This window comes from Paractinoplanes ferrugineus (genome assembly GCF_016862195.1).
GTDB classification, from domain to species: Bacteria; Actinomycetota; Actinomycetes; order Mycobacteriales; family Micromonosporaceae; genus Actinoplanes; species Actinoplanes ferrugineus.
Genome location: NZ_BOMM01000001.1, coordinates 414672 through 431235 on the forward strand (window position 1 = coordinate 414672; position 16564 = coordinate 431235).

Genomic DNA, 16564 nt, shown 5'->3' on the forward strand with positions numbered 1-16564 from the left:
CGTTGAACCGGGGGGTGTGCCTGCGCCGAAGGGTGGGATACGCGAGAATCGGGGCGGACAACACCTGACCTTGGAGACGGACACCATGGCGCACAACCCGGTCAACCACCCGCTGCGGCCGATGTACCGCGTTGTCGGCTTCCTCGCCGGCGCCTACCTCGTCGTGTTCGGGATCGTCGGCCTGGCCCGCACGTCCGGCGACGATTTCACCGGCAAATCCGAGCACCTCGTCCTCGGGCAGGGCGCCAACCTGCTGCTGTCGATCATCATGCTGGCCGTCGGCGTGATCGTGCTGATCGCGACCGCCGTGGGGCGCAACCTCGACACCGCCGCCGACAAGTACCTCGGCTGGGGCCTGCTCGTGCTCGGCTCCTTCGGGCTTGCCTTCAGCCGCACCGACGCCAACGTGTTCGGGCACACCATCGCCACGGTGATCGCCACCTACATCGTCGGCCTGGCGTTGATCACGGTCAGCCTTTACAGCAAGGTCGCGCCCGCCGCACAGGCCGGTGCGCCCCGACAGGTACGGGAGGGTCGCACGGCCTGATGGCGCATTACCCCCTGAATCACCATCTGCGTCCGGTCTACCGCTTCTTCGCCGGTCTGGCCGGCCTCTACCTCGCCCTGTTCGGCATCATCGGAGTCGCCTCGACCTGGGGAGACGGTTTCTTCCACCGAGGTGCCGACTGGGTGCTCGGGCTGCGGACCAACCCCGCCGCGGCCTGGCTCTACACGATCATCGGTGTCCTGCTGCTGCTCGCGGTGCTGGTCGGCGGCAATTTCTATCACCACGTGACGTTGATCATGGGGTGGGTGCTGGCCGCATTCGGCGTGCTGATCATGGCGGTCATCCAGACCGACGCCAACGTGCTGAACGCGTCGATGGTCAACGTCATCGTGACCATCGTGCTCGGCGTGGTGGCGCTCTGCGCCGGTCTCTACGGCAAGGTGGGCAGTGCCGACGCGGCCCGGACGGAAAGCGCCGCGGCCCACGGCTAACGCGTTTTGCGGGTCAGCAACGTCGGTTTCGGTTCGAGATGGGACAGGCCGTTCCACGCCAGGTTCACCAGGTGGGCGGCCACCATCTCCTTCTTCGGCTTGCGGGCCTCGCGCCACCACTGGCCGACCAGCGCGACCATGCCGACCAGCGCCTGCGAATAGAGCTCGGCGAACTTGGGGTCCAGGCCGCGCCGCTTGAACTCGCCGCCCAGGATGTGCTCGACCTGGTGCGCCACGTCGTTCATCACGCTGGAGAAATTGCCCGCCGGGGAGAGCACCGGGGACTCGCGCACCAGCACCTGGAAGCCGTGCGGTTCGTCCTCGATGTAGTCGAGCAGAGCCAGCGCCGCCTGCTCGAGCAGTTCGCGCGGGTGACCGGCGGTCAGCGCCGCCGCGATGCGATCGAGCAGCGCGCGCACCTCCCGGTCGACAACCACCGCGTGCAGCCCTTCCTTGCCGCCGAAATGCTCGTAGACCACCGGTTTCGACACCTTGGCCCGGGCGGCGACCTCTTCCACACTGGTCGCGTCGAAGCCCCGCTCGGCGAACAGTTGGCGCCCGATGGCGATCAGCTGCTCCCGTCGCTGGGCAGCCGACATGCGCACCCGGGGAGGGGTGGCGGCCGGCCGCGGCCGGCGCACCCGCGGCTGTTCGGCACTGCTGTCGCCTGAGTCCGTCACCCGGCCATCCTGCCAGGTGTGCCCGATTTCGCGTGTCCCGTGCCGGGCGTCACGCCCTGATCATCTTGGCGCTCAACCGCTCGGCGTCGGGCCACTTCACATTCGACACCCAGCCGGCCTTCTCGAACAGCCAGATCAGCCGGGCCGAACTGTCGACCTGGCCGCGGAGCACGCCGTGCCGGGCGCAGGTCGGGTCGGCGTGGTGCAGGTTGTGCCACGACTCGCCGAAGGAGAGGATCGCCAGCGGCCAGAAGTTGGCGGCCCGGTCGCCGTTACGCACCTCGAACGGTCGTTCGCCGTAGACGTGGCAGACCGAGTTGATCGACCAGGTGACGTGGTGCAGCAGGCCGATGCGGATGATGCCGGCCCAGAAGAACGCGGTCAGCGCGCCGGTCCACGACCAGGTGACGAGGCCACCGAGCACGGCCGGACTCAGCATGGAGAAGAGCACGAGCAGGCCGAACCACTTGTCGATGCGGCGGATGTCCTTGTCGGCCAGCAGGTCCGGGGCGAAGCGCGCGCGGTTGGTCAGCTCACGGCTGAGCATCCAGCCCAGGTGGGCGTGCCAGAGACCCTTGATCAGCGCTCGGTAGCCGGTGCCGTAGCGCCACGGCGAGTGCGGGTCGCCCTGCTGGTCGCTGAACATGTGGTGGCGCCGGTGGTCGGCCACCCACTGGATGATGTTGCCCTCCACGGCCACCGAGCCGGCCAGCGCGAGCACGATGCGCAGCCAGCGCTTGGCCTTGAACGAGCCGTGCGTGAAGTAGCGGTGGAAACCCACGGTGATGCCGAGCCCGGACACGATGTAGAAGACGCTGCCGATGGCCAGATCGGTCCACGAGAGCCAGCCGCCCCACGCGAGCGGGATCGCGGCCAGCACCGCCAGGAACGGGATGACCACGAACGCGTACAGGGCGAAGAGGACCCCCCAGGGCTGCGGTCCCTCGGTGAGCGGCTGGGGGCCGTTGATCGTCGTGGCCTCGGCGGCGGATGCCATGAACACCTCTCAGTGACCAGCTGGTTACGCTTACGTCACCGTAGCCAAGGGGACCGCGGCTTCGGCGCGAATCGGGCCGGAAAGGCATCGGCGGACAGCCAGTCCGTGGCCCGGGGAGATGTCGGGGATCATTGCTCGGGGCGGGTGCCGCTACTATGTGAGCGGCGGATATCAAGAGAAGATATATGTCCGCTTTGATCCCGGATCGTCTAATGGTAGGACCGCGGCTTTTGGTGCCGTTTATAGGGGTTCGAATCCTCTTCCGGGAGCAAGCCTGTCCGCCAGCAGCCGCAACCAATGGAGTAACCGCGTGAGCCAGGCCCCTCGTCGTACCGTCGTCGTTCTCGCCGCCGGAGAGGGCAAGCGGATGAGATCCGCGACCCCCAAGGTCCTCCACTCGCTGCTCGGTCGCACCCTGCTCGGGCATGTGCTGGCCGCGGCCGCCCCGGCCGCCGCCGAGCAGACGATCGTGGTCGTCGGGCACAAGGCCGACCAGGTGCGTGAGCACCTCGCCGAGATCGCGCCGACGGCCGTGCCGGTGCTCCAGGCCGAGCAGAACGGCACCGGGCACGCCATGCGGATCGCGCTCGACGCGGCGCCCGACGCGGCCGGCACCGTGGTGGTGCTCAACGGCGACGTGCCGCTGCTGCGGGCCGAGACGGTGACCGCCCTGATCGAGGCGCACGAGGCGGGCAACCGCGCGGCCACCGTGCTGGCGGCCGCGGTCGACGACCCGACCGGCCTCGGCCGCATCGTGCGGGACGCCGGCGGCGGGCTGGCCCGGATCGTCGAGGAGCGCGACGCGTCGGCCGAGGTGCGCGCGATCCGCGAGATCAACGCCGGCATCTACGCGTTCGACGTGGCCCAGCTGCGGACGGCGCTGGGCAAGCTCTCCACCGACAACGACCAGGGCGAGGAATACCTGACCGACGTGTTCGGCCTGCTCGCCGAGGTCGGCAGCGCGGTCGGGGTGCACGTCGCGGCCGATGCCCGGGAAACCCTCGGCGCCAACGACCGGGCCCAGCTGGCGGGCCTGCGGGCGATGCTGCGGGACCGGATCAACACCGACCTGATGCGCTCCGGCGTCTCCATCCTCGACCCCGCGACCACCTGGATCGACGTCACCGTGACGGTCGAGCCGGACGCGGTGATCGACCAGAACTCGCAGCTGCGCGGCGACACCAGGGTGGAAACCGGCGCGGTGATCGGCCCCGACACGACACTTGTCGACACCGCGGTCGGAGCCGGCGCCACGGTGCTGCGGACGCACTCGATAGGTGCCGAGATCGGCCCGGAGGCGACCGTCGGTCCGTTCTCCTACCTCCGGCCGGGCACCCGGATGGGTCGCAAGTCGAAGGTGGGCGGCTTCGTCGAGACGAAGAACGCCGAGCTCGGCGACGGCGCGAAGGTCCCCCATCTGACGTACGTCGGTGACGCGACCATCGGAGCCAAGGCCAACATCGGCGCGGGCACGATCTTCGCCAACTACGACGGGGTCAACAAGCACCGCACCACGGTGGGCGAGGCGGCGTTCGTCGGCTCCGACACCGTGCTGATCGCCCCGGTCGAGATCGGCCCCGGCGCCTACGTCGCGGCCGGCAGTGCCATCGACAAGCGGGTGCCCCCGGGCAACCTCGGCGTGACCCGGGCGCAGCAGCGCAACGTCGAGGGCTGGACGGCGCGGCGCCGGGCCGGCACGGTCTCCGCCGAGGCTGCCGAGCGAGCTGCCGACAAGGGGAAGGTCGAGTAGCGTTCGGGTCAAGGGGGGTGAGGCATCACACCCACCGGGCTCGGGGCGTAGCGGGACGGTGGCCTCGGGAGATACTTCAGGTGACTAATCCCCTCGATCCACGGGAGCACGAGCCGATGGGCAGCATCGTCGCGGAGAACCGGAAGAGCCTGATGCTCTTCTCCGGCCGGGGGTTCCCCGAACTGGCCGAGGAGATCGGCCAGGTGCTCGGCGTGGCGCCGACACCGTCGGACTCGTACGAGTTCGCGAACGGCGAGATCTTTGTGCGTTACCGCGACTCGGTTCGCGGTTCCGACGCCTTCGTCGTCCAGTCGATGACGGAGGGGGTGAACCGGTGGGTCATGGAGACGCTGATCATGATCGACGCTCTCAAGCGTGGGTCGGCCAAGCGCATCACCGTGGTGCTGCCGTTCTACCCCTACTCGCGGCAGGACAAGAAGCACCGCGGCCGGGAGCCGATCTCCGCGCGGCTGGTGGCCGACCTGCTGAAGACCGCGGGCGCCAACCGCATCCTCACCGTCGACCTGCACACCGCGCAGATCCAGGGCTTCTTCGACGGCCCGGTCGACCACCTGTTCGCGATGGACATCCTGGCCGAGCACGTGGTCAAGAAGTTCGCCGGCCGGCCGATGACCGTGGTCGCCCCCGACTCGGGGCGGGTGCGGGTGGCCGAGCGCTGGACCGACCGGTTGGGTGGCTGCCCGCTGGCGTTCATCCACAAGACCCGGGACCCGCTGAAGCCCAATCAGGTCGTGGCCAACCGGGTGGTCGGTGAGGTCGAGGGCCGGGTGTGCCTGATCGTCGACGACATGATCGACACCGGGGGCACCATCACCAAGGCCGCCGACATCCTGTTCGACGAGGGTGCGGCCGACGTCATCGTCGCGTCGACCCACGCACTGCTGAGCGACCCGGCGACGGAGCGGCTCAAGAACAGCCGGATCAGCGAGCTGGTGGTGACCAACACGCTGCCGCTTCCCCCGGAGAAGCGGCTCGACAAGATCACCGTGTTGTCCATCGCTCCGCTGCTGGCCCGGGCCATTCGCGAGGTTTTCGACGACGGATCGGTGACCACGCTCTTCGGCGGTCTCAGCTGATCTCCAGCTCCGCGTGCCCCGATTTCGGGGTGCGTAGGAGCGGAATGTAGGCTAGTGCGGTTGCCACGGCGAGGGTGCCCCGCGGTCTGCTGAGGTTCGCAGCCGCTCGGAGGCACCGTGATCGACGCGGTGCTCCGGGCCTGTGCCCAGCGCGCCCCCTTGCCCGGCAGCGCCGACGACGGCCTTCCAGCACCGACGGCGGCCGATTGCACGCACGCACTGCCGACTGTTCCGCCCTGGCGCCCGCCGACTAACGACGCAGCCCGATCGATGATTTCAGGAGTTTCCCCGTGTCCGAGGTAAAGATCAGCGCCGAGCCCCGCACCGAGTTCGGCAAGGGTGGTGCCCGCCGCACGCGCCGGGCCGGTTTGGTGCCCGCCGTGCTTTACGGCCACGGCGAGAAGCCGCAGCACATCGCGCTGCCGGCCCGCGAGTTCGCCGCCGCCATCCGGCATGGTGGCCTCAACCAGGTCTTCACGATCGACGTCAACGGAGCGTCGGGCTCCACGCTCGCGCTCCCCAAGGCCATCCAGCGTGACCCGATCAAGGACACCTACGAGCACATCGACCTGATCATCGTCAAGCGTGGCGAGAAGGTCCAGGTCGACGTCCCGGTGACGCTCGTCGGTGAAGCCGCTCGCAACACTCTGGTCGTCAGCGAGTCGACCACGCTCGCCATCGTGGCCGAGGCCATGCACCTGCCCAACGGCTTCGAGGTCTCGATCGAGGGCCTGGAGGCGGGCGCCCAGGTGACCGCCGGCGACGTGACCCTGCCGACCGGCAGTGAGCTGGCCGTCGAGCCCGACTTCGTGCTCGCGATCATCTCGCAGGCGCAGACCGCCGAGCAGCTCGAGGGCGGCGACGCGACCGAGGGTGAGGCCGGCGAGACGGCTTCGGCCGAGGGCTCGTCCCAGGAGTAATCCGCCAGTCGGCGGTGCCAGAGCAGTGATCAGGGAAAGTGCCGGCCGCCGGCACTTTCCCTGTCGTGTATCCGGAGGCTTTCCATGAGCGATGAATCGTTCCTTGTGGTCGGGCTGGGCAATCCCGGCAAGGAGTACGCGGGCAACCGCCACAACGTGGGCTTCATGGTGGCCGACCTGCTCGCCACGCGGGTGGGCGCGAAGTTCGGCCGGGCCAAGCGCGCGCACGCCGACATGGCCGAAGGCCGGCTCGGGTTCGGCGGACCGAAGCTCGTGCTGGTCAAGCCACTGACCTACATGAACCTGTCGGGTGCTCCGGTGGTCTCGCTGGCCCAGTTCTTCAAGGTGCCGGTGGAGAACGTGATTGCCGTGCATGATGAGCTTGACGTGCCGTTCGGGCAGGTGCGTGCCAAGCGAGGCGGCGGTGAAGGCGGCCACAACGGGTTGCGTTCGATGTCGAAGTCGCTGTCGAGCAAGGAGTACGCGCGAGTCCGGTTCGGGATCGGACGCCCGCCCGGCCGGCAGGATCCGGCCGATTACGTGCTGTCCGACTTCAGCGGTGCGGAGCGTAAAGAGCTGGAGTTCCTCGTCGATCGAGCCGCTGACGTGGTGGAGGCGGTCGTTCTCGAGGGCGTCGAGTGGGCGCAGAACAAATACCACGGCGGTTGATCCGACGGGGTCGAAACGGGTGGATCGTTTGAGCGGTTTTGTCCGTCTCCTAGCCCCGTGACGCTCTCCGCCGTCCGTGCGTTGGTCACACGTACGCACCGCTCGGTGCGTGCGGCCGGCGCAACGGGGGGAGGTGCGGGGTGCAGGATCAGCAGGAGTCGGTGTTGACCGATCCGACCGTTCACCTGCCGGAGATCGGTCCGGCCTTGGGCGGCGCACCGCCGGAAGGACACGGACCGGCGAATCATCCGCCGGCGAACCACGGGCCCAGGCCGAATCGGCCGGTGTCCCGCAAGACCACGGTGCGTAACTCGAAGATCCCGGCCCCGGTGATCCCGCAGAGCCCGCCGCCGGCCGGCGCCGGGACCGGTCCGGGCGAGAGCCGGCTCCGGCCACCCGCGGGCCGGCCGAAGCCGGACAACGCCCCACCCCGGGCGGCGCGCGGCCCGGTCGAGCGGAACCAGGTCCACGAACGGCACGATTCCGACCAGCGCAACCGGTCAAGCGCGGTCCGGTCGGCGAACCGGCCGTTCGTGCGGGTCCGCGGCCGGCATGCGGCGATGTCCCGGCGGCAGCAGTGGGAGCGGCGCTACGTGCGCAACCTCGTGCTGGCCGACCTGGCCGCCGGTACCGTGGCCGGGGCGGTGGCGTTCGGGGTGCGCTTCGGTGACGACGTCACCACCTACAACCGCGGTTACATGATCCTCACGGCGCTGCTTCCGGTGCTGCTGCTGGCGGTGCTGGCGGTCTCCCGGGCCTACGAGCGCCGCTATCTGTTCGTGGGTACGGACGAATACCAGCGCGTGATCCGGGGCGGGGTCGGCCTGATCGCGGGGGCGGCGCTGATCTCGTACGCGCTCGATCTCGATCTTGCCCGCGGCTATGTCCTCGCCGCCCTGCCCAGCGCGATCTGCACCTCCCTGGTGTTGCGTTTCGGCCTGCGCAAGCGGCTGCACCTGGCCCGCGCCCGCGGGGCCAGCCTGCGCCGGGTCATCCTCGCCGGGCACGAGCTGGCCGTGATCGGGATGGCCCGGCAGTTGCGCCGCGAGCGTTACCACGGTCTCGAGGTGGTGGGCGCGTGCCTCCCGCCGGGGCACGACGGGGTCGGCGTGACCGGCATGCCGGTGTACGGAACGTTCGACGACGTGGCGAGCGCGGTGGAGCAGGCCGACGCCGACACCGTGGTGGTGCTGAGCTGCCCGGAGCTGGACGGCAACGCGCTACGCCGGCTGGCCTGGCGGCTGGAGCGCGACGAGGTCGACCTGGTGGTGGCGAGTGCGCTGGTGGACGTGGCCGGTGCGCGCACCACGATCCGGCCGTTCGACGGGCTGCCGATGCTGCATGTGGAGCATCCGCGGCTGCACGGCGGCTCGCGATTGATCAAGGACCTGTTCGACCGGGTCGGCGCGCTCCTGCTGCTCGCGGCCTTCGGCCCCCTGCTTCTCGCTGTCGCACTGTGTGTACGGATGACTTCCCGCGGGCCGGTACTCTTTCGACAGGTACGGGTCGGCCGCGACGGCCGTCCGTTCCGCATCTTCAAGTTCCGAAGCATGTACGTCGACGCCGAGGCCCGGCTGGCCGAGCTCCGGCACCTCAACGAGCACGATGGTGTGCTCTTCAAAATGCGCGATGATCCGCGGGTCACCGGGGTGGGCCGCTGGTTGCGCCGCTTCTCGCTGGACGAGCTGCCGCAGCTGCTCAACGTGCTGCTCGGCCAGATGTCGCTGGTGGGGCCGCGACCTCCGTTGCCGTCGGAGGTGGCTGTCTACGCCGACGACGTGCGGCGTCGACTTGCCGTCAAACCCGGCATGACGGGCCTTTGGCAGGTTTCCGGACGTTCGGACCTGTCATGGGAGGAAGCCGTCCGCTTGGACCTGCGCTATGTGGAGAACTGGTCGCTCAGCTTGGACCTGGTGATCCTTTTGCGGACGATGACGGCCGTGGTGCGCTCGTCCGGAGCGTACTAGTTCCGGAGCGTACTAGTGAGGAGCCCTAAGCCAATGACAGAGACGTCGGAGCGCATCACCGGTCAGCGCGAGGGCGAGGCCGGCGGGACACCCCCGGTCATCGACTCGGCTTTCGCGCGCTGGCTCGCCGATCGGGCCGGCCAGGTCCTGCTGGGAGTCCGCGAGGAGATGGGGTACGCGGACGGCAAGGCGCTCAAGGCCGCCGGTGATCGCGCGGCCCATGACCTGCTCTGCGCCGAGCTGGCCCGCTGGCGCCCGGCCGACGCGGTCCTTTCCGAGGAGGACGACCACTCCCGGGTGGCCTGGCAGGACGGCGAGCACAGCACGGTCCGCCCGGAGCGGCTCGGCTCCAACCGGGTCTGGATCGTCGACCCGCTCGACGGCACCCGCGAGTTCTCCGAGGAGGGTCGCACCGACTGGGCCGTGCACGTCGCGCTCTGGAGCTCCGACTCCGGTCTGCCGAGTCATCTCGCGGCCGGCGCGGTCGCGATGCCGGCGCGGCACCGGACACTCGCCACCGACTATCCGCCCGCCTATCCACCGCTGCCGATCGATAACGGCAGTGGGGGATTGATCCGCATTGCTGCGAGTCGCACCCGCCCGCCGGCTTTCGTGACCACTCTCGCCGAAGAAATCGGCGCCGAGCTGGTGCCCATGGGATCGGCCGGCGTCAAGATCGCCGCGGTGATAAACGGCGAGGCAGACGCCTATGTCCACGCCGGGGGGCAGTACGAGTGGGACTCCGCCGCACCGGTTGCTGTGGCTTTGGCCACCGGCCTGCACGCTAGCCGAATCGACGGTTCTGCGCTGAAATACAACGAGGCCGATCCCAAGCTGCCGGACCTCGTGGTCTGTCGTAAGGATCTGGCCCCTCGGTTGCTTGCAGCGTTGCAGCGTCACCTCCCGTAACAACGGCCGTAAGTAACCCCCCGGAAAGGTCGGGAAACACCGATGAGTCAGCCGAAGCCATACCGCGTCTCACACCTGGATGCTCTCGAAGCCGAGAGCATTTTTGTGATGCGCGAGGTGATGGCCGAGTTCGAGCGCCCGGTTCTGCTGTTCTCCGGCGGTAAGGACTCGATCGTCATGCTTCGGCTGGCGGAGAAGGCGTTCGCGCCGGCCCGGATCCCGTTCGCGGTCATGCACGTGGACACCGGGCACAACTTCCCCGAGGTCCTCGACTACCGCGACTCCCGGGTCGCCACTCTCGGCCTCAACCTGGTGGTGGCGAGTGTGCAGGAGGCGATCGACGCCGGCCTGGTGCGCGAGCTGCCGGACGGCACCCGCAACCGGATCCAGACCCCGGTGCTGCTGGCGGCGGTGGAGAAATACCGGTTCGACGCCCTGTTCGGCGGGGCTCGCCGCGACGAGGAGAAGGCCCGGGCCAAGGAGCGGATGTTCTCCTTCCGCGACGAGTTCGGCCAGTGGGACCCGAAGAATCAGCGGCCCGAGCTGTGGGCGCTCTACAACGGCAAGCACCACCCGGGTGAGTCGATCCGGGTGTTCCCGCTGTCCAACTGGACCGAGCTGGACGTCTGGCACTACATCGCCCGGGAGAAGATCCCGCTGCCGTCGATCTATTACGCGCACGACCGCGAGGTGGTCGAGCGCGACGGCATGTTCTATGCGGTCAACGAGTTCATCCGGCTGCGGGACGGCGAGACCTCGCAGGTGCGCCGGGTGCGCTACCGCACGGTCGGCGACGCCTCGCAGACGGCGGCGGTGCTGTCCGACGCGGACACGGTGGAGACGGTGATCGCCGAGGTCGCGGCGACCCGGATCACCGAGCGCGGGGCCACCCGCGGCGACGACAAGGTCTCCGAGGCAGCGATGGAAGACCGCAAGCGAGAGGGCTACTTCTGATGACCCAGGCACTGCTCGAGGCCGAGAGCGCCCCGGCTCAGCGGATGGACCTGCTCCGCTTCGCCACCGCGGGCAGCGTCGACGACGGCAAGTCGACGCTTATCGGCCGGTTGCTCTACGACACCAAGTCGATCTTCGCCGACCAGCTCGACGCCGTCGAGGCGGTAAGTGCCGCGCGCGGCGACGAATACACCAACCTCGCGCTGCTCACCGACGGTCTGCGGGCCGAGCGGGAGCAGGGCATCACGATCGACGTGGCCTACCGCTACTTCGCCACCCCGCGCCGCAAGTTCATCATCGCCGACACCCCGGGGCACATTCAGTACACCCGGAACATGGTAACCGGCGCCTCCACCGCCGACCTGGCGCTGATCCTGGTCGACGCGCGTAAGGGGTTGGTCGAGCAGTCCCGGCGGCACGCCTTCCTGACGTCGCTGCTGCGGGTGCCGCACCTGGTTCTGTGCGTCAACAAGATGGACCTCGTCGACTGGGACAAGTCGGTCTACGACAAGATCGCCGACGAGTTCACCTCGTTCGCGGCCAAGCTCGAGATCACCGACCTGACGATCATCCCGGTCTCCGCGCTCAACGGCGACAACATCGCCTCCCGCTCGGAGAACAGCCCGTGGTACGAGGGCTCGTCGCTGCTGCACCACCTGGAGCACGTGCACATCGCCTCCGACCGCAACCTGGTCGACGTGCGCTTCCCGGTGCAATATGTGATCCGCCCGCAGTCCACCACGGTCACCGACTACCGCGGTTACGCCGGTCAGGTCGCCTCCGGCGTGCTCAAGCCCGGCGACGAGGTGATGGTCCTGCCGTCCGGCCTGACCAGCACGATCGCCGGCATCGACACCGCCGACGGCCCGGTCGCCGAGGCCTTCCCGCCGATGTCGGTGACGGTCAAGCTCAGCGACGAGATCGACATCTCCCGAGGCGACCTGATCTGCCGGCCGAACAACGCGCCGGCCGTGGCCCAGGACATCGAGGCCATGATCTGCTGGATGGACGAGTCGGCTCCGCTGCGGGTGGGCGCCAAATACACGATCAAGCACACGACTCGTACGGCCCGGACCGTCATCCGCGGCCTGCAGTACCGCCTCGACGTCAACACGCTGCACCGGGACGATTCCGCCGGCGACCTCAAGCTGAACGAGATCGGCCGGGTCAAGCTGCGCACCACCGTGCCGCTGCTGGCCGACGAGTACCGCCGGAACCGCACCACCGGCGGCTTCATCCTGATCGACGAGGGCACCAACCGCACGGTCGGCGCCGGCATGATCATCGAAGCCCAGTAACCCGTTTCGCGGCCGGCTGCAGGGTGGCCCACACCACCTTCCCGGTCCTGGCCGGCAGGGCGCCCCAGGCATCCGCCGTGACAGTCACCACGCGCAGGCCCCGGCCGCGGTCGTCCAACGGATGGCCCGGCCGGGGCCGCGCCGGTTTCCGCATCTGCGGCAGCACCGGGCTGCCGTCCGACACGGTCAGGTGAATCCCGGCCGCCCGCCGGCTCACGGTCACCCGCATCGACGTGCCACTGTGCTCGATCGCATTGGTCACCAGCTCCGACATCACCAGCCGGGCCGGGTGCAGCAGATCCTGCAATCCCCACGTCAGACAAGCCCGGGTGACCAGGTCGCGGGCCAGGCTCGGCGAGTCCGGCTCGGACGCCAGGACCAGTGTCGTCCGCTCGTTCGACGGCAGCCGGCTCGCGATCGCCACCCGGGCCTGGCGAACCTTCGCGTAGACCGGCAGATGGCCCTGTCCCGCCGACCGCTGCATCCGGTCGGCCAGCGGCAGATCGGCCGGGATGCACAGCGCGAGCTGCACCGACGGCCGCAGCGCGGCGGCCGAGGACCGCGCCGCCAGCCAGGTGGTGGCACTCTCGCAGCGGGCATCGTCCAGGCCGGACAGATCGAGGATCATCGCCTCCGGGTGCCCGGCCAGACATTCGTTCAGCGTGGTCGTCGCCCGCTCCCGCAGCGTCCGGTCCCAGGCGCCACGCACGGACAGGAGGGCGACGGCGGCGTCGAGGTCACCCTCCACGACGACCGAGGAGTCCTCGGACTGTGGACACGCTGTGCTCACTGGCATGACGTCACGGTAATCGCGGACGGTGATTCTTGGGCCCGTCCTTGACCCGCACGAGTGATCGGCTTTAAGTACTGCAACGTTGTAAGGTGCAGAGCCGTGCCGCCCCGACTGAAGGACGTCGCCGCCCGTGCGGGCGTGTCGATCAAAACGGTGTCCAATGTGGTCAACGGCTTCGTGCACGTCGCACCGGAGACCCGCAGGCGGGTCCAGGCCGCCATCGATGCGCTCGGCTACGTGCCCGATCCGACCGCCCGCCGGCTGCGGGGCGGCGGCTCCGGGGTGATCGCGCTGGCCGTGCCCGAACTGCGCTCGCCCTATTACGCCGAGCTGGCCGGCCTGATCGTGCAGGCCGCCGAGCCGCGTGGCTGGACCGTGCTGATCGAGCAGACCGACGGCCGCGGCGACCGGATCACCGGGCTGCGCCGGCACTCCGTCGACGGCCTCATCCTCGCCCCGCAGGGAGTCGATCGCGAGGTGCCGGACGGCCTTCCGACCGTACTTCTGGGGGAGCGGGTGCTCGACGGCCAGACCGACCACGTGGCGGTCGACGGAGCCGCGGCCGCGGGCGACGCCACCCGGCACCTGTTACGCCTGGGACGCTGGCGGATCGCGGCCATCGGCGCCCCCGACCGGCCGCCCGCGATCATCCGTACCCAGCGACTCGCCGGCTTCCGCAACGCGCTCGCCGACTCCGGGCTGGCGGTGGACCCGCAGCTGGTGGTGCCGGTCCCGGGGATGCACCTGGCGGACGGCGCGGCCGCGATGGCGGGGCTGCTCGACCGGGTCGAACGCCGGCCGGACGCGGTGTTCTGCTTCACCGACTCGCTCGCCCTCGGCGCCATCCGTACCTGCCTCGAGCGCGGCCTCGACGTGCCGGGCGACATCGCGGTGATCGGGTTCGACGGGATCGAGGAGGGCGCTTACAGCACCCCGTCGCTGAGCACCATCGCCCCGGACACCGCCCGGATCGCGCAGCTCGCGGTCGACCTGCTCGCCGAGCGGCTCGGTGGCGGTCCGTCCGCCGCCAAGCCACCCCGCGAGATCTGCGTCGGGCACCGCCTGGTGGCCCGGGAGAGCACCCTCGGGTCTACGAGTGCTCGGAGTCGGTGGCCTCCTCGATCGCGTGCGTGATCGCACCCGTGAGGTCACCGGCCGGTACCGCGATGTCCTCGCCGTCGACTTCCTCGGCCGATCTGGTCTCCGGTTCCGGTTGCGGCGCCGTGGCGCCCCCGCCGAACCCGAACTCGTTCGGCTTGTCGGTTTCCCGCGCTTCGCTCGTCATGCCCACCGGTTACCCGCGGGCCGAACTTCTAAAGCCGGGCGGCGCCCGGACCCGCGGTGGCGATCCAGCAGGTGGGGGCGGTGAAACCAGCCTTCGTGTACGCCTTCTCGACAGCCGCCACGACCTGGTCCGCGCGGTCCGCCTCGATCAGTGCGAGCACACAGCCGCCGAAGCCGCCGCCGGTCATCCGGGCGCCGTGTGCCCCCGCCGCCAGCGCCGACTCGACCGCGATGTCCACCTGCGGCACCGTGATCTCGAAGTCGTCGCGCATCGAGGCGTGCGAGGCGGTCAGCAGCGGGCCGATGTCCCGGGTGCGGCCGGCCCGCAGCAGCTCGACGGTGTCGAGCACGCGCTGGTTCTCGGTGACGATGTGCCGCACCCGGCGGCGCATCACCTCGTCGTCGAGCTTGCCGAGCGCGTCGCCGAGCCCGTCGACGGAGACGTCGCGCAGTGCCGGCACACCGAGGATCCGCGCGGCCTCTTCGCAGGACTTGCGGCGGGCGCCGTATTCACCGTCGACGTGCTGGTGCGGGGCGTTGCTGTTGATCACCAGGATGGCCAGCCCCTCGGCGGCCAGGTCGAACGGGATCTGGTCGACCTCGTAGGTGCGGCAGTCGAGGAACAGCGCGCGACCCTGCTGGCAGCGGATCGACGCCGACTGGTCGAGGATGCCGGTGGGCGCGCCGACATAGACGTTCTCCGCCCGCTGGGCCAGCGCCGGGCGCCGCTCCAGCGGGAGGTCCAGGCGGCCGAGGTCGATCAGCGCGGTGAGGACCGACGACTCGAGCGCCGCCGAGGAGGACAGGCCGGCGCCGACCGGAACATCGGAGTCGAGGGCGATCCGCGCGCCGGGCACGTCGAAGCCGGCGTCGCGCAGCGACCAGACGATGCCGGCCACATAACTCGCCCAGCCGGTCACCTCGCCCGGCTCGGTCTCGCCGAACGTGATCGGGTCGTCGGCGAACGTGGAGCACACGGTCCATTCCCCGGGCGCGGCCGTGCGCACCGCGGCGACGGTGCGTTGCGGCAGGGCGAAGGGCAGCACGAAACCGTCGTTGTAATCGGTGTGCTCGCCGATCAGGTTGACCCGGCCGGGCGCCGCCCAGAGGCCCTCGGGCTCGGTGCCGAACCGCTCGCGGAAGATGTCGGACGCGGTCATGCGACGTGTGCCTGGTAGAACTTCCAGGCGTCGGAGATCATGGCCTGCAGCGTGTTCTTCTCGGGCACCCAGCCGAGCTCCGCGTGGGCCTTGGCGGACGAGGCGACCAGGGTGGCCGGGTCACCCTCGCGGCGCGGGGCGATCTCGGTCGGCAGTTCGGCGCCGGTGACCTCGCGGGCGGCCTCGACGACCTGCTTGTTGGAGAAGCCGTTGCCGTTGCCGAGGTTGTAGATGCGGTGCTCGCCCGGGGTGGCCGCGTCGAGCGCGAGCAGGTGGGCGCGGGCCAGGTCCTCGACGTGGATGTAGTCGCGCACGCAGGTGCCGTCGACGGTCGGGTAGTCGTCGCCGAACAGCTGGAGCTTGGCCCGCTTGCCCGCCGCCACCTGGAGCGCGATCGGGATCAGGTGGGTCTCCGGGTCGTGCCGCTCGCCGATCTCGTAGTCGTCGCGGATGTAGGCCCCGGCCACGTTGAAGTAGCGCAGCGAGACGGCGGCCAGCTTGTGCGCGTGGGTCTCGGAGGTCAGCGCGTGGTCGAAGGTGAGCTTGGTGGCGCCGTAGGTGTTGGTGGGTGCCTTGGTCGCCGACTCGGTGATCGGCAGCTCGACCGGGTTGCCGTAGACCGCGGCGGTGGACGAGAAGATGAACCGCGGGACCCGGGCCGCGCGCACCGCGTCGAGCAACGCCAGGGACTTCACCACGTTGTCGTGCCAGTAGAGTTCCGGCTTGACCATCGACTCGCCGGCCGCGATCAGCCCGGCGAAGTGCAGCACGGCGTCGAAGCCGGCGTCGGGGGTGAGCACGTCGGCCGCGTCCTTGATGTCCTTCTCGACGAAGGTGGCGTCGGGCGCGACGGCCTCGCGGAAGCCGGTGTTGAGGTTGTCGAGCACAGTGACCTCGTGCCCGGCATCGAGCAACAGTCGGCTGGTTACGCTGCCGACATAGCCGGCACCCCCGGTGACGAGCAATTTCACGACTGACGACCCCTCAGCTCGGCGCTTTTTCCCAAGTCTAGGCAGGCCGAGTTTCCCCCAAGAACGATCACAAGTCAACACGTTCAAACAGGCGGGAGGTGTTCGCCACTCGTTGG

At 69.6% G+C, this 16564-nt stretch carries 16 protein-coding genes, 1 tRNA gene and 1 pseudogene; 12 read left to right on the forward strand and 6 right to left on the reverse strand.

From position 1 onward, the window contains the following. Positions 1-70 precede the first annotated feature (70 nt). Positions 71-547 carry a DUF4383 domain-containing protein gene (locus Afe05nite_RS01960; protein WP_239117479.1) on the forward strand — a complete coding sequence of 159 codons (477 nt, stop codon included), beginning with the start codon at positions 71-73 and terminating at the stop codon, positions 545-547. After that, on the forward strand, positions 547-999 hold the full coding sequence (locus Afe05nite_RS01965) for a DUF4383 domain-containing protein (protein ID WP_203815148.1): 453 nt from the start codon (positions 547-549) through the stop codon (positions 997-999). Before Afe05nite_RS01960 ends, Afe05nite_RS01965 begins: the two co-directional genes overlap by 1 nt. On the opposite strand, the gene Afe05nite_RS01970 is transcribed toward Afe05nite_RS01965, so the two are convergent. Continuing rightward, positions 996-1598 carry a TetR/AcrR family transcriptional regulator gene (locus Afe05nite_RS01970; protein WP_239117492.1) on the reverse strand — a complete coding sequence of 201 codons (603 nt, stop codon included), beginning with the start codon at positions 1596-1598 and terminating at the stop codon, positions 996-998. The two genes, Afe05nite_RS01965 and Afe05nite_RS01970, sit on opposite strands and share 4 nt — an antisense overlap. Before the next feature lie 130 nt (positions 1599-1728). Next, entirely contained in the window at positions 1729-2676 is a 948-nt protein-coding gene (locus Afe05nite_RS01975; RefSeq protein ID WP_203815150.1) for an acyl-CoA desaturase, read from the reverse strand. 198 nt (positions 2677-2874) lie between these two features. On the opposite strand from Afe05nite_RS01975, the gene Afe05nite_RS01980 reads away from it, so the two are divergent. The 9 genes and pseudogenes from Afe05nite_RS01980 to Afe05nite_RS02020 all read left to right on the forward strand — a co-directional run bounded on the left by Afe05nite_RS01980 (position 2875) and on the right by Afe05nite_RS02020 (position 12240). Next, positions 2875-2945, forward strand: a tRNA-Gln gene (locus tag Afe05nite_RS01980). 41 nt (positions 2946-2986) lie between these two features. Then, positions 2987-4514: pseudogene (gene glmU, locus Afe05nite_RS01985) on the forward strand (bifunctional UDP-N-acetylglucosamine diphosphorylase/glucosamine-1-phosphate N-acetyltransferase GlmU). Positions 4515-4542: 28 nt separating this feature from the next. After that, on the forward strand, positions 4543-5523 hold the full coding sequence (locus tag Afe05nite_RS01990; protein ID WP_203815254.1) for a ribose-phosphate diphosphokinase: 981 nt from the start codon (positions 4543-4545) through the stop codon (positions 5521-5523). A 290-nt stretch (positions 5524-5813) separates the two neighbouring features. After that, positions 5814-6443: a 50S ribosomal protein L25/general stress protein Ctc gene (locus Afe05nite_RS01995; protein ID WP_203815152.1), complete on the forward strand. Its 630-nt coding sequence runs from the start codon at positions 5814-5816 to the stop codon at positions 6441-6443. Positions 6444-6527: 84 nt separating this feature from the next. Next, positions 6528-7112: an aminoacyl-tRNA hydrolase gene (gene pth / locus Afe05nite_RS02000; protein ID WP_203815153.1), complete on the forward strand. Its 585-nt coding sequence runs from the start codon at positions 6528-6530 to the stop codon at positions 7110-7112. Positions 7113-7645: 533 nt separating this feature from the next. After that, positions 7646-9079: a sugar transferase gene (locus tag Afe05nite_RS02005; RefSeq protein ID WP_438867433.1), complete on the forward strand. Its 1434-nt coding sequence runs from the start codon at positions 7646-7648 to the stop codon at positions 9077-9079. 33 nt (positions 9080-9112) lie between these two features. Next, a complete protein-coding gene (locus tag Afe05nite_RS02010) occupies positions 9113-9988 on the forward strand; it encodes a 3'(2'),5'-bisphosphate nucleotidase CysQ (RefSeq protein ID WP_203815155.1) in 876 nt (291 codons plus the stop codon). A 42-nt stretch (positions 9989-10030) separates the two neighbouring features. After that, complete coding sequence (gene cysD / locus Afe05nite_RS02015) at positions 10031-10942, forward strand: sulfate adenylyltransferase subunit CysD (protein ID WP_203815156.1); 912 nt, start codon at positions 10031-10033, stop codon at positions 10940-10942. Continuing rightward, positions 10942-12240: a sulfate adenylyltransferase subunit 1 gene (locus Afe05nite_RS02020; RefSeq protein ID WP_203815157.1), complete on the forward strand. Its 1299-nt coding sequence runs from the start codon at positions 10942-10944 to the stop codon at positions 12238-12240. The genes cysD and Afe05nite_RS02020 overlap by 1 nt, the downstream gene beginning before the upstream one ends. On the opposite strand, the gene Afe05nite_RS02025 is transcribed toward Afe05nite_RS02020, so the two are convergent. After that, positions 12224-13036 carry an ATP-binding protein gene (locus Afe05nite_RS02025; protein ID WP_203815158.1) on the reverse strand — a complete coding sequence of 271 codons (813 nt, stop codon included), beginning with the start codon at positions 13034-13036 and terminating at the stop codon, positions 12224-12226. The genes Afe05nite_RS02020 and Afe05nite_RS02025 overlap by 17 nt on opposite strands. 96 nt (positions 13037-13132) lie before the next feature. Between Afe05nite_RS02025 and Afe05nite_RS02030 the strand changes: the two genes are divergently transcribed. Then, positions 13133-14167, forward strand: coding sequence for a LacI family DNA-binding transcriptional regulator (locus Afe05nite_RS02030; protein WP_203815159.1), 1035 nt, complete (start codon positions 13133-13135; stop codon positions 14165-14167). On the opposite strand, the gene Afe05nite_RS02035 is transcribed toward Afe05nite_RS02030, so the two are convergent. Genes Afe05nite_RS02035 through galE form a run of 3 tightly spaced genes read right to left on the reverse strand, consistent with a single transcriptional unit; the run spans position 14124 to position 16448 of the window. Continuing rightward, entirely contained in the window at positions 14124-14318 is a 195-nt protein-coding gene (locus Afe05nite_RS02035) for a hypothetical protein (protein WP_203815160.1), read from the reverse strand. The genes Afe05nite_RS02030 and Afe05nite_RS02035 overlap by 44 nt on opposite strands. A 28-nt stretch (positions 14319-14346) precedes the next feature. After that, positions 14347-15477, reverse strand: a complete 1131-nt coding sequence (gene galK / locus Afe05nite_RS02040; protein WP_203815161.1) for a galactokinase — start codon at positions 15475-15477, stop codon at positions 14347-14349. Then, positions 15474-16448 (reverse strand): UDP-glucose 4-epimerase GalE, encoded by a 975-nt coding sequence (gene galE, locus Afe05nite_RS02045; protein WP_203815162.1) that lies wholly within the window; start codon positions 16446-16448, stop codon positions 15474-15476. Before galE ends, galK begins: the two co-directional genes overlap by 4 nt. Positions 16449-16564 lie beyond the last annotated feature (116 nt).

What these genes read in the sequence shown, in the direction of transcription:
- Afe05nite_RS01965 (WP_203815148.1), top strand. Translation starts at nt 547, where the DNA reads ATGGCGCATTACCCCCTGAATCACCATCTGCGTCCGGTCTACCGCTTC.
- Afe05nite_RS01970 (WP_239117492.1), bottom strand. Translation starts at nt 1,598, where the DNA reads ATGTCGGCTGCCCAGCGACGGGAGCAGCTGATCGCCATCGGGCGCCAA.
- Afe05nite_RS01975 (WP_203815150.1), bottom strand. Translation starts at nt 2,676, where the DNA reads ATGGCATCCGCCGCCGAGGCCACGACGATCAACGGCCCCCAGCCGCTC.
- Afe05nite_RS01990 (WP_203815254.1), top strand. Translation starts at nt 4,543, where the DNA reads ATGGGCAGCATCGTCGCGGAGAACCGGAAGAGCCTGATGCTCTTCTCC.
- pth (WP_203815153.1), top strand. Translation starts at nt 6,528, where the DNA reads ATGAGCGATGAATCGTTCCTTGTGGTCGGGCTGGGCAATCCCGGCAAG.
- Afe05nite_RS02010 (WP_203815155.1), top strand. Translation starts at nt 9,113, where the DNA reads ATGACAGAGACGTCGGAGCGCATCACCGGTCAGCGCGAGGGCGAGGCC.
- cysD (WP_203815156.1), top strand. Translation starts at nt 10,031, where the DNA reads ATGAGTCAGCCGAAGCCATACCGCGTCTCACACCTGGATGCTCTCGAA.
- Afe05nite_RS02020 (WP_203815157.1), top strand. Translation starts at nt 10,942, where the DNA reads ATGACCCAGGCACTGCTCGAGGCCGAGAGCGCCCCGGCTCAGCGGATG.
- Afe05nite_RS02025 (WP_203815158.1), bottom strand. Translation starts at nt 13,036, where the DNA reads ATGCCAGTGAGCACAGCGTGTCCACAGTCCGAGGACTCCTCGGTCGTC.
- Afe05nite_RS02035 (WP_203815160.1), bottom strand. Translation starts at nt 14,318, where the DNA reads ATGACGAGCGAAGCGCGGGAAACCGACAAGCCGAACGAGTTCGGGTTC.
- galK (WP_203815161.1), bottom strand. Translation starts at nt 15,477, where the DNA reads ATGACCGCGTCCGACATCTTCCGCGAGCGGTTCGGCACCGAGCCCGAG.